We start from the raw sequence: 11,656 nt of genomic DNA on the forward strand, positions 1-11,656 counted from the left end.
ATCCGCGACGGCTGATCACGTGGTCCGAGCGAAGATGTGTCCATCAAGGATCCAAAGCACATCAACGAGATGTTCATAGCACCACTATTGGGGAGAAAGGCGCGTGTCGGCTTCTACCTTTTCCCTGAGGAGCTGCGTGGCAAGCATCATAAGGCGATGGAGATACTTGCCCGAATCGAACTGGCTGAGGATGAAGTAAATTCGATCGCTCTATTTGGAAGACCGACCGAGAACTGGTGCGCTCCGTACGAGAGCGTTCTCTTGGCAAGCAGACGTCCGGACCCAATAGCCTCAACCAACCATATTTGGGTCGAGGTTCAAGATCGTTACGACGCCCTCTCCAGGAATTCGGAACGACTGTTCCGTAATTTCATACCTGGCAGCAGAAGCCTTGTCGAACCACGCGTCCGCACCGATTTTTCGGGGGAAGCGTTGCTCTTCCTGGTTCTGATTATGGAGCAATTCGAACGCAAAGCTGTCCGCATCCAATTCCTCTTTCGGGAACCACCAGGTTGGCATTTTAGGAGCGGATCTATGCCATTTCCTACCACCAGTACCGTGACGGATCATCATCGATGCCGGATAAGTGTCGCTGTCGATCATCCTAATCAAGGTGGCTGTTAGGCTAGTCTTGAAGATACCCGCCACTTCCTTCAGCGCCTTCAAATCCAGACGAGGATGCTTGCGGCACTCGTTCTTGAACATGGACCACGGCATCAGGAGATCGGCGGCATACTGGTCGGCCGAGCGCTCGACATTATTCGTCTTCGAGAACTTTCCGATGTCGGTTGCGCGGCAGGCAACGGTCTCGCCGCGGTGATGAGCCCAATGGCCGAGTTCATGAGCAATCGAGAAGCGCTCGCGCTGAGGCATGCCACCCGGATTGACCGATATGATGCCCTTATTCCCCAGACCTGTGATCATTGCCTCACAGCACTTGAGACAGCGCCGCTTTACGCGAAGGCCGACATAGTAAGCTATCGCCTCGATATCGATATCGCGAGGTTCTGTAATTCCAAGGGAGCGAAGCAATGCATCTGGAGACAAATTTGTAGGAAGCGGATCAATTCTCTTCATTGTTTCTGTCTTCGTCTTCCAATTCCGCGAGATCTTCAAGAATTGCTTCGAGATCATCGTCCATGGAACCATCACCAAAACGAGCAGCCAAAGTGAGACCTGCGGTTGAATCACCCGCTTTCGCGCGGTCATACCGACGCTTCGCACGCTCCTTATCGAGGTTGCTTACACCATTAGACATATTGCTGGAAAATGCACCGGCGCGAGCGCGCTCTAATCGCGACTTCGCGAGCCTGACTTTTGCACTTTCGATAGCATTGTTGAACATCTGAATGTTTGCCTCATCTTCCGGACCGACAGGGCTATCGTCGGAGAGGATGAAGTCTATGAAGTTGTCCACGGCGTCCTTCTTGTCGCTCATCACGCCAGCCCTTCCTTCGCTCGATAGCCATCGGCGAGCTTGTCAATCTTCCGCTTCAGCCGGGTGCGTAACGCTTCAAGGCGCTTCTCGTCTACTCCCACAGCCTCCTGCAGATCCTTTCCTATCAAACCTTCTTGGATACCCATGAGGAGCAGCAGCATCTCGTCATCATCCGCGAAATGTTCCTCCAGCTTGGATATCGCGTCTTCCATAATTACCTTGCGGGCAAGCCCGCCATCGTCGTCGTTCGCGGCCACCATCTGGAGATCCTCGGAGGTCACGATAGCGAAGCCCTGCTCCAGGCGCACGACCTTTCTTTCATCGGTCACGAATACGCTATCGCTGCGTAGGCTCTTCATCACGCCCGCCACGAACGGGATGAATCCGTGCTCCCGCGGCCAGCGTCGTTTCCCTTCGGCGATTCGAACGTATGCCTCGTTGATCAGGTCATCTGGAGATGGGAAGCCGCTGGTGCCCGCTATGAAGCGGGCGATGCGGGCAAGGTTGCTCCGATCGTTGTCGGAAAGCGCGTCGAACGCCGCAATGGCGTCTTCTGCTCCATAGTGTTCTTCGTCAGGCTGACCCACCAGCTCCTCCGCATTTTCTTATACATATGTCGATCTCCTCCTTGATCTTCAGTCTGCTTGCGCACGGCAACGCAGATTCCGACAAATTTCTTTCGTGTCGGAATCGCCGGTGCCGTCCGCAAAGGAGGTGGACGACCTGTCCTCCCAAAACTTTATCAACTAGGAATCACAAATTATGACTATCGAACATCAGGAAACGGACCGCGGCAAGAACACTACTGTCGAAATCGCCGGTCTCGACCTCAACTTCCACGCTTTTCTACTGGACACCAATACGCCTAGCGGTGGCAAGATCGCGAAGGCCGCTGGCTTCAACGCGGACCAGTACCCCTACGTCCTCCAGTGGCGTGATGACGGTGATCTCGAAGAACTCCGTGCCCAGGAAGAAGCCGACCTCGGCAAGGGCACGAAGTTCATTGTCGCCGAAAGCGACAGCAGCAATCGCATTGCCATCGAAGGTGAAGCACTCGATTGGCCCGCCGACGAGATCTCCGGGGCCGTTGTCCGCAAGCTCGGTCGGATCCCTGCTGACCGCTCTATCTATCTCGAGCGCACTGACGAGCCTGACCGCCTTTTAGAAGATAGCGATATCATCAAGATCAAGAAGGACGGCATCGAACAGTTCCGCAGTCAGAAGCCCGAGGTCTGGGAACTGAACGTGCAGGGCAAGAAGATCATCTCCATCACCCCCGTGATTTCGGTGGTGGACGCACTTACCCGCGCAGGTTTCGATCCGAACGCCTGGATCATCATCCTCAAGGTCCAAGGCCAGCCCAAGCGTCAGCTTTCGGTCGGTGACGAAATCGATTTGCGCGCGCCGGGAATTGAGAAGATCCGCCTGACGGCAAAGGATGTGAGCAACGGTGAGGCGCGCACCGCGCCTCACCGTGACTTCGCGCTTCTGGAAGTTGACGAGTCCTACCTGGGCGGCCTTGGCCTCCAGTGGGAAACCCGCAACAGCGACGGTCATCGCTGGCTGATAGTTCACGATTATCCGGTTCCCGCTGGCTACACGGCGACCACCACGACGCTCGCCCTCATGATCCCGCCTACGTACCCGCAGTCGCAGATCGACATGTTCTACGTCTATCCGCCCCTGCAGCGAGCGACGGGAGCCCCCATCCCTGCGACCGAGGCGGTCCAGAGTATCGGCGGTCTTCCCTTCCAGCGTTGGTCGCGCCACCGTGGCAATGTTGTCCCGTGGAATCCCCAGCGCGACAACGTCGTCACCCACCTCGCTCTGGTAGAGTCCTCTCTCGCTAAGGAGGTTGGCGAATGATGCCCGAACATACCCTTGCGATGGCGGGCGTCACACACTCCATGCTCAAGGCTCATTTGCTCTCTGACGGCAATGAGGCCGCGGCAATCCTCATCTGCGCCCCCTCGCCCGGTCCCCGACAGCGGCTCGTTGTTCGGCAGGCCCTGCTGGTTCCGCACGAAGCCTGTCCGGTTCGCAAGCCGGACGCCATCGTCTGGCCCGGCGGCTACATTGAAGAAGCTATCGATATCGCCGAAGCTGAAGGACTCGTGATCATCCTGCTTCATTCCCATCCGGGTGGCTGGTTGCAGTTCTCGCATATCGACAACGAAAGCGACGCGCGCGTTATCCCCGGTCTGTTCGAAGCTTTCGACAGTTGCCACGGTTCGGCGATCATGACCCCAGAAGGTGCAATTCGTGCTCGCCTCTATTCGCCCGACATGACACCGCAGCCCGTCGATCTCGTGACGATCGCAGGCGACGATATCAGCTACTGGTGGAACGACCGGATCGTCAATGGCCTCCCAGCAGATCGGCCACTTGCCTTCACAGGTGCGATGACCGAGGAACTCTCCTGCCTGTCCGCGGCTGTGATCGGCGTATCAGGAACGGGATCCATTTCCGCGGAACAGGTTGCGCGTCTTGGCTTCGGCTCTGTTACCCTCGTCGACCCGGACAAGATCGAGAAGAAGAACCTCAACCGCATCCTCAATGCGACTTTGGCGGACGCCGAGCAAGCACGTTCGAAGGTCGAAATGTTCTCCGCTGCTATTGCCAAACATCGCGGCGACGGCGTTGCCATCAGCATCACAGACACGCTCGGAACCCGGAAGGCAGTCGAAGCGGTTGGTCAGTGTGACGTCATCTTCTGTTGCGTGGACAGCAAGGAGGGTCGCCAATATGCCGATCTGATCGCATCAGCGTTCCTCATCCCCCTCCTTGATGTCGGTGTCACGATCCCGACATTCCTTGACGACGGCAAGGTTGCCGTTGCTGATGTCAGCGGCCGGATCGACTACGTCCAGCCAGGCGGCTCTACGCTTTCCGACCGCGGCGTGTACACGCAGGAAAGCCTGCGAGCCGAGTATTTGCAGCGAACCGACCCAGCCGCGTTCCAGGACGAGCTCGCCGCAGGATACATTAAGGGTATCCACGAAGAGGCGCCGTCGGTGATCACGCTGAACATGAGGGCCGCTTCTGTCTTGGTGAACGAGTTCATCGCTCGCGCCTACCCCTATCGCCAGGAGCCGAATCGCAACTATGCCCGCATCGCATTCAGCTTCGCAGCTTGTGACGAGGATCACCACACTGAAGACGACTTCGAGCGAACCGAGAATGCGCTGCTTGGTCGGGGAGCTGTCGAGCCGTTGCTCGGGCTGCCGCTGTTCCGTAAGCCGAGAAAGGATGTAGCATGAGGATCGTTCGCTGGTTCCGGCGGCTGTGGGACAAGTGTGGCCCAGCCCGTCGGCTGCAGATTATCGAGGGCGACGCCTTGCCGTCGGACTTGCCGGCACGCGATCTTGTCCTGGTGCGAGATGATGGCGACGACTGGAGCGTCGGCATGCGGTGTCCGTGCGGATGTGGGGACAAGATCGAGCTCCTAATCTTGAAGGAGGCTCTCCCGCGATGGGACATCAGCGTCAACAAGGCTGGATATCCATCGCTCCACCCGTCAGTCTGGCGGAAGTCAGGATGCAAGTCCCACTTCTGGGTTCGAGAAGGTCGAGTTCTTTGGTGCGAGTAGTCAGCCGTCTCAAGCATTCCCTGCGTTTACAGGAAGTGCTCGATCCAGATTTCCGCAACTTCGCCACGGGACTTTTTATCGAGTTCGGCAAGGCTTTCCGCTGCGAGTGGAACCTCACCTTGGATCAACTTTTTTATGGCGTAGAGCTTTTCGCCTTCGATAAGCTGAATGGCGGGACCGATGACGGCGCCGTGGATGAAATTTGCGGCATTGCCGTCAGCGATTAGGAAGAAGTGGCGCCCGCTCTCTCTGTTTTCTTCGTAGCGAATGTAATTCTTCTCAATCTCTATCCGACGATAGCCTCTCGAAAGGCTGCCTAGGTCGAACTCGTCGTCCGCCGAGGTGACGCTAGCCACGACGCATCCCGATTGCAGCATTCCGAATCCCCTTAGGTCCAGCGATTTGTTCCCGGTGGCACAGACGATGAGAGACGCTTGCCCAATTGCCTGGTCAAGCCTTGTATTGGCCTGGAAGCCGCGTGCGGCGGCCTCGGCGAGTTTGATGGGATCGGAATCGTATACAACCGTGTTAATTCCTCTGCTTCGGAGGATGCTCGCGACCGATCGCCCAACGCGGCCGTAGCCGATCACGGCGGCCGTTCGGGTCTGCAGAATTTCGGCCTGGCCGCGGAGAACTGCCTCGATAGAGAATACAATGCTCGAGGCCACCAGGTGGTCCTCTGGCAGTTTTAGCGGGCTTCTCGCGACGGTGATGATAGGTACGGAAATTGGCAGGTGCGCTTCGTACTTCTGGACGCCGTTTTCGGTGCCTTCCATAACACCAAGTATCTTGCCATCGAAGAGTTTGGCGATCTCGTTTATCGACGAGGCGAAGTAGCCGCCGATGTCGACTAGGACGACCGACTTGCGTGAAAGGCCCAGCTTTTTCAGCTCACTTACGACGGCGACAGGATCAGCCGACCATTCACGAGAAAGAGGCGGTGTTGGAAATCTTGCAGCGATCTCGTCGTACTCAGCCCGCTCGACCGATTTCGGCTTCGCCAGCACGGCGCTTACGTTCATCAGCTTGTCAAGTGCTTCGGGAACGAACAGGACTGTGTTAGGAACCATGTGGGCCACTGCTAAACAGTAGACGTTCGGCTCAGCTCCGAGAAGGCTCACAAGGTGCGAGAAGAATGCGGTTGCCCTTCTCGCACCTGCGGATTTTTCATCAGTAGATCGTGTTACGTGTCGACGCCCATTTTCCTGCTCCCTTTTCGTTCTTCTACTACTAGCTAGTGCGGACTTCACACCTTGTCTACGTTTCATAGTGGGTCCATTCAAGCTTGTGCCCGAAATTTCCACTATCCGGGTTAACGATTATCGCCTCAAACTCAAGCCGGCCGTTATCCAAATCTTTCGGATCAACCTTGCGCGAGACAAGTATCTTTTCCGTATCGTGTGTGAATTGACGGAAGTTCACCTCGAGGCCACGCCAATTTGGCACCGTCAGCTTCAACGTGATCTCCCCGCGGACTTGCGACGATGGGCGCACCTGAAGCATCGGTTTAAACGTTCCTCTCAAATCTTTCATCCTATGATGAAAATGCACTGTCGTCTGCTCACCGGGTCTAAGTGTTCTTCCCAGATCGACCACAAGGATTCGCGCGTTTCCCTCCACAATGAGGGGGCCATGAATCCTATGCTGCGGAAAGCCCCAATCGTCAATTTCTGAGACAACTTCGGGAAGTGTCTCGCGTTCGGCGCCCGAACCAGTCCAAAAGTAATCGTGATGGAAGAACCGGCTCGGCACGGTCGCCTCAAGCAGGAAACTGTGTTCGGAGCGAAAGGTCATCGAGGCCCGGTCTATGACCTCGAGGTGATGATCAGCCTTGCAGAAGAGGAAGGACATAAAAGTGCGTATCCGAAAGCAACTGCTCCTGATTACAGGTGATTCGGGAATTACTCAACGGCACTTACGCGTTTAAGTGGTTGCAGACTGTGGCGTTTTCTAAGAAGTCTCCGATGTTCCATCGGAATAAATGTCTTGGGGAGGCTTGGCCCCTTGCGATCCGCATCGGTATCCAATGCAGTCCAAGTCCAGATTGGGCTCCTGCAGCACTGCTATAAATCTGCTCGGATGAAGCCTGGGGTCAGATTCGAGCACTTATGTCAGTCGAACCGATGATTTCTTCAGAGGCGCGTGCAAAAGTGAATTTGACCCTCAGCCAGACCTCGCTCCATGAGGCCGACCGTTTCCTCATGCAGGTGCGCTGGGGCATTTGTAACGAATCTTACCCGCCATTGGGAAACGCTTCTCGCGGATCGGGACCCCGCTGACGCAGCATACAGAACTAAAATAGTCCGCTGCTGGACGTCGACCAACGCGCTATGATCGCTTTCTGAATGTGGCGATCGTTCTTTGGTGCGAAAGTTGAATCTGGCAGGCAAAAATCGCCTGAGACATCGGCCACAGGCCGAAGAATGCAAACGCAGCGGATCAGCGACGCTCTTTGAGTTTCAGATCGGCGTCCCGGATCACGTACGGCCCTCGAAGGGTTTCAGGCCGCTCCAGCACGTTCTTTACAGCGTCCCTCATGATGGCGCGCAGTTCGTCTCCCCGCTCTTGGCTTGTGGACTTGTCTTGCACGGCTAGGTTTAATTTCATCACTACACCCTCCAAGTGATCCGACTCGATAATACCTGTATTAACGAACTAGCGATATGATAATCGCATCACAGTCTTAAAGTTCCCCTAGGAGTCACGAGTGACAACTGCTGCGACCGTGGACAATCCGGAGATCGTCATGGGACTCGTCGGACCGATAGGCGTCGACCTCGACGCGGTCGTTGAGTTCTTGAAGGAAGCACTGGGCAAAGTCCAGTACAAGAGCGAGCTGATCCACATTACACGGGTGATGCGGGATGTCTTGCCGCAGATCGTTGTGGATGAATCGAGCTATATGAACAGGTACGAGTCCTTGATCGGCCACTCGGACGACGTCCGGCGGAAGGTGAACAACAACGCCGCGTTGGCTTGCCTTGCGATCAGCGAAATCCGGCGCATGAGAGCTCGCCGCAACGAAAGCCGCCGTCCCGACGAACCGACTCTTGGCACCGTCTACATCGTCCGACAGCTTAAGCGCGAAGAGGAGATCACGCTTCTTCGAGCGGTCTACGGCCGGAAGTTCGTGCAGGTCTCGATCTATTCGGATCCGGACGAGCGCCGTCGTCAGCTCATGAAGAAGATCAAAGGTTTCGGCACCAAAATCATTGAAGACGATGAAGCCGAAAAGGAAGCGATAGGACTCATCGCGAAAGACAATAACGAGGTCGATGAGGTCTTCGGCCAGCGTGTGTCCGACGTGTTCCCGCTCGGAGACGTGTTCGTCCCAGGCCAGGGTGGCCGCGAAGCAAAGGAAGTCGTTGAAAGATTCGTCAATGCTTTCTTCGGCCACAACGGGCTTTCGCCGACCAAAGCGGAATACGGTATGTACGCCGCGGCCGGCGCCTCGCTTCGATCACTCGATCTCTCGCGTCAGATCGGAGCTGCAATCTTTTCGGATCGCGGCGAAGTGATAACTCTGGGCTGCAACGAAGTGCCGAAGGCGTTCGGTGGAACGTATTGGTGCGACGACGCAGGTACCCGCCATCGCGACTTCGAGGAAGGCGAAGATGGAAATCACAGCCGCAAGCTGAGGCTGCTCCACGACCTCGTCGACCGGATGGGACAGCTCGGCTATCTCTCGGACAAGTTGGAAAAGGAAGGCGCTACCTCGAACCAGGTTAAGAAGATGATGACCGAGCGACTGATCTCGGATTCGCGCGTCATGGACATCATCGAATTCGGCCGCATCATCCACGCGGAGATGTCGGCGATCACCGACGCCGCTCGCAAGGGCAAGGCGCTGGCGGATTCGATCCTCTTCACGACGACCTTCCCATGCCACATGTGCGCAAAGCATATCGTCTCCTCCGGAATCCGGCGGGTCGTGTTCCTTGAGCCATATCCCAAGAGCCACGCAAAGGACCTTCACGAAGATTCGATCACCTTTTCGTTGTCCGAGCAGTATTCGAAAGTGCTCTTCGAGCCGTTTATCGGCATCTCCCCTCGCCGCTACCGCGATATCTTCGAAAAGAAGAAGCGCAAGGGCTCCGACGGAAAGGCCATTCAATGGGCGGAGAAAAAGCCGATCCCTAGGATCGAGGACAAGAGCCCGTCGTATATCGCAAACGAAGAGCCTGCCATCTCGCTCGTCGTTCAGAACATTCTGAACCTGTCGGAGAGCACCGGTTCACAAAACGGTTCCAACGCTGCAGCCCGCGGCTTATCGAAGCGCGCAACCAAGAGCGCTCGAAAGCCCAGAACATAGTAGCCGGCTCTGTGACAGGCACCTGGCAGTGCAGCCGCCATCGCCTATGGAAACCCTATGGGCGGCACACCGATCATGGCATCGTTTCCGGACGCCTCCCTGGACCTGTTTTTGTGCGCCCTATTCAGAGGGGCATCCGCGACTGAGATGGTCGTCGTGGATAAAATCGTGCACGGAGGCCCCAACGAAGAGTGCTTCAATCCCAAAAGATCAGTCAAGGAGATCCTGCAGGCCGCCGGTGACACCTTTACGGGCCACGAACCAGTATTCCCTGGGAGCAATGAAGTCGCCTCTCGATGCGAAATAAAGGACCTTGCCAATCTCGCCGAGAGCGGACGCCTCCCCCAAGGCGGAACTGTACCGCTTGCACTGGTAGAGGTGCCAGTACCTGTCCGGGTCGCCCGGTTTCCCGAACCAAACCACAATGTCCCTTCCCTTATCGCCAGCACCGCCCCTCGGCTGGAGCTCGCTGACGCCCGGTACCTTCTCCGCGAGGTAACCGTCCGCCCACTCGAGAACGAAGCGTTCGAACTCGTCGGGACTGAAAGTGCCAAGCCGATCAAGCGGATCAACGGGAAGTCCGAGCCCCACGCCCAGAAGGCGCGCGTTCGCATTGGGCCATTTCGATGGCTTCTCGATGCCTTTCAGTACGTTGCTCAATTTGGACTCGATAAGGAGATGTTCAACTTGCGGTACCGATATCTCGCGACGCCTTACACCGCAAGCGTGACCTCACCGATTGCTAACGTCGTCCAACGGCCCAGAGCCAACGTGTCGCGAGGACGCGCGACAGAGTGGGGAAGCTTCGGCAGCGTTCGAGACCCCCTGTTTTGAGGGTATTAAGATGCCCGTCAAATTCATGTGGCCATTGCGTCATTTTCAATTGGCCACTGCACATGTTAAGTCATTGATAGATCTAATAGTGCTACGACATAATCGCTGGCTGCCTACACGCTTTGCATGTCTCGCGTCCATTGAAACAATCTCCCGGAGGCGTTTGGATGGATTCTTCCGCCTAAATCGCCTCCCAGACTGAGACAAAAACATCTTTCAGGCGGAACAGTCCGCCTGAATAAAATCATCCAAAAGCTCGGGCGTCTTTCGCCCGAGCTCTTTGATTCGGGGCATGACGAGCGCGTGTATTGCGTAGAAAGGCAAACTGATGGCGATCCTTGGGTTTAATCTCCAGAAGGGAGAGTTGCACTTCTGCCTGCTGGACGGCACCAGGCCGGATCCACGGTACCTCATGCATGGTCGTCATCGGTTCGAGGTCGATCAGCCGAGGCCAGAGATGGCAAACTTCTTCAAACAGACGTTTAACGAACTGATCGAAGCGCAACAACCGCGAGGCCTCGCATACCGTTTGTCGATGGACGGCAAAAAGGCCGATCAAATCGCGTATTTAACCTTCCCCTTCGGGATTCTGTCCCTTGTCGCCTACGAGCGAGGGTTGGCAATTGCACAGTCGACCATTCACACCTTCACAAAGAAGGCTCTGGCGCATTCGGGTGACAAGTTCACGGCTTGCGATGAGCGGATCGAGGATTGTCCTGCAGCGTGGCCGAACGCCGCGAAACTCGCGGCCCTACTCGCGTCGGGCGGGGATGAACTCCTCGCCCTCCAATATGAAATACGACGGCCTGCGATGCTTGGATCGGAAGGATTGCGTTATCGGAGGCATCGGCTTTGCCACGATACCCCGTAGGTGGGGTATCTCGCTGTAGGCCTTTTTTCGCATTTCGAGCGCTTCGCCTACCGATTTTTTGCAGCGTTTTCAGCGTTAGATTTGACGCCTACTTCGATTTTCTGCCCTTTGGTAGACCGCCCCAATCGTTTCAGCCGCTAAAGAGCCACTCACGGCGGTTAAGAGGATCGGGGACAAGTTCACCGCCATGGCGCCCATCGGCGACGATGCCGCGTTCGCGTTTGGTATCGTTTGTGCTTGGCGACGACTGGTGTATGGTCGCTCCCAATGCCCGCCCTCCGTATACGACAGTCACTTGGAAATCCGGTTCGCGGATTGATGCGCCGCCCATGATGAAATTCTCCCTCGATCACATCCCGCCAAAGAAGCAGCGAGAGCTCGAGCGCGCCGTCGAGATCCTGCACGAAGAGTTTGAGGATGCGCTAAAGGATGGGACCGCAGAGTTCAAGAAGCGCGGGCGCATCCTGAAGATCATCCTGTTTGGCTCCTATGGTGCGCCGTGAAGGCGTGGGAGGTTATCATGCAATAAAGGCAACCTCCCAAACTAACTGGTTCTTGACCGGTGACTGGAATGTCACCCCTCTACAGAGAGTAGTAGACGGAAGGGGATCG

12 protein-coding genes and 1 pseudogene are annotated in these 11,656 nt (G+C 56.3%); 6 read left to right on the forward strand and 7 right to left on the reverse strand.

Annotated elements, in window-relative coordinates; genetic code table 11:
• Positions 1 to 291: 291 nt before the first annotated feature.
• From HGP12_RS03560 to HGP12_RS03570, 3 genes are read right to left on the reverse strand one after another with little or no spacing between them, the layout of a single operon-like run.
• Positions 292 to 1,077: an ImmA/IrrE family metallo-endopeptidase gene (locus HGP12_RS03560; RefSeq protein WP_168839141.1), complete on the reverse strand. Its 786-nt coding sequence runs from the start codon at positions 1,075 to 1,077 to the stop codon at positions 292 to 294.
• The gene (locus tag HGP12_RS03565; RefSeq protein WP_168839142.1) at positions 1,064 to 1,438 is read right to left on the reverse strand and encodes a hypothetical protein; all 375 of its coding nucleotides are present in this window, start codon (positions 1,436 to 1,438) and stop codon (positions 1,064 to 1,066) included. The genes HGP12_RS03560 and HGP12_RS03565 overlap by 14 nt, the downstream gene beginning before the upstream one ends.
• Entirely contained in the window at positions 1,438 to 2,025 is a 588-nt protein-coding gene (locus tag HGP12_RS03570; RefSeq protein ID WP_168839143.1) for a transposase, read from the reverse strand. Before HGP12_RS03570 ends, HGP12_RS03565 begins: the two co-directional genes overlap by 1 nt.
• Positions 2,026 to 2,200: 175 nt before the next feature.
• Here HGP12_RS03570 and HGP12_RS03575 point away from each other — a divergent pair, with 175 nt between their 5' ends.
• From HGP12_RS03575 to HGP12_RS34605, 3 genes are all read left to right on the forward strand, one after another.
• Positions 2,201 to 3,304: a multiubiquitin domain-containing protein gene (locus HGP12_RS03575; RefSeq protein ID WP_168839144.1), complete on the forward strand. Its 1,104-nt coding sequence runs from the start codon at positions 2,201 to 2,203 to the stop codon at positions 3,302 to 3,304.
• Entirely contained in the window at positions 3,301 to 4,698 is a 1,398-nt protein-coding gene (locus HGP12_RS03580) for a ThiF family adenylyltransferase (RefSeq protein WP_168839145.1), read from the forward strand. Before HGP12_RS03575 ends, HGP12_RS03580 begins: the two co-directional genes overlap by 4 nt.
• Before the next feature lie 146 nt (positions 4,699 to 4,844).
• On the forward strand, positions 4,845 to 5,027 hold the full coding sequence (locus HGP12_RS34605; protein WP_246703245.1) for a DUF6527 family protein: 183 nt from the start codon (positions 4,845 to 4,847) through the stop codon (positions 5,025 to 5,027).
• A gap of 26 nt (positions 5,028 to 5,053) precedes the next feature.
• Here HGP12_RS34605 and HGP12_RS03585 read toward each other — a convergent pair whose 3' ends face one another.
• The 3 genes from HGP12_RS03585 to HGP12_RS03595 form a co-directional block, all read right to left on the reverse strand.
• Positions 5,054 to 6,097, reverse strand: a complete 1,044-nt coding sequence (locus tag HGP12_RS03585; protein WP_168839146.1) for an NAD(P)-dependent oxidoreductase — start codon at positions 6,095 to 6,097, stop codon at positions 5,054 to 5,056.
• A 187-nt stretch (positions 6,098 to 6,284) separates the two neighbouring features.
• On the reverse strand, positions 6,285 to 6,878 hold the full coding sequence (locus HGP12_RS03590; protein ID WP_168839147.1) for a hypothetical protein: 594 nt from the start codon (positions 6,876 to 6,878) through the stop codon (positions 6,285 to 6,287).
• Between the two features lie 588 nt (positions 6,879 to 7,466).
• Entirely contained in the window at positions 7,467 to 7,637 is a 171-nt protein-coding gene (locus HGP12_RS03595) for a hypothetical protein (RefSeq protein ID WP_168839148.1), read from the reverse strand.
• Between the two features lie 97 nt (positions 7,638 to 7,734).
• Here HGP12_RS03595 and HGP12_RS03600 point away from each other — a divergent pair, with 97 nt between their 5' ends.
• On the forward strand, positions 7,735 to 9,339 hold the full coding sequence (locus HGP12_RS03600) for an anti-phage dCTP deaminase (protein WP_168839149.1): 1,605 nt from the start codon (positions 7,735 to 7,737) through the stop codon (positions 9,337 to 9,339).
• Between the two features lie 210 nt (positions 9,340 to 9,549).
• Here HGP12_RS03600 and HGP12_RS03605 read toward each other — a convergent pair whose 3' ends face one another.
• Positions 9,550 to 9,999 (reverse strand): restriction endonuclease, encoded by a 450-nt coding sequence (locus tag HGP12_RS03605; protein ID WP_168839150.1) that lies wholly within the window; start codon positions 9,997 to 9,999, stop codon positions 9,550 to 9,552.
• A 502-nt stretch (positions 10,000 to 10,501) separates the two neighbouring features.
• Between HGP12_RS03605 and HGP12_RS03610 the strand changes: the two genes are divergently transcribed.
• Positions 10,502 to 11,044 (forward strand): hypothetical protein, encoded by a 543-nt coding sequence (locus HGP12_RS03610; protein ID WP_168839151.1) that lies wholly within the window; start codon positions 10,502 to 10,504, stop codon positions 11,042 to 11,044.
• Between the two features lie 329 nt (positions 11,045 to 11,373).
• Positions 11,374 to 11,535, forward strand: a pseudogene (locus tag HGP12_RS03615) (nucleotidyltransferase); the annotation flags it as partial.
• Between the last annotated feature and the right edge of the window lie 121 nt (positions 11,536 to 11,656).

The sequence above is a fragment of the Rhizobium sp. P28RR-XV genome (assembly GCF_012641385.1).
Taxonomy (GTDB): Bacteria; Pseudomonadota; Alphaproteobacteria; order Rhizobiales; family Rhizobiaceae; genus Rhizobium.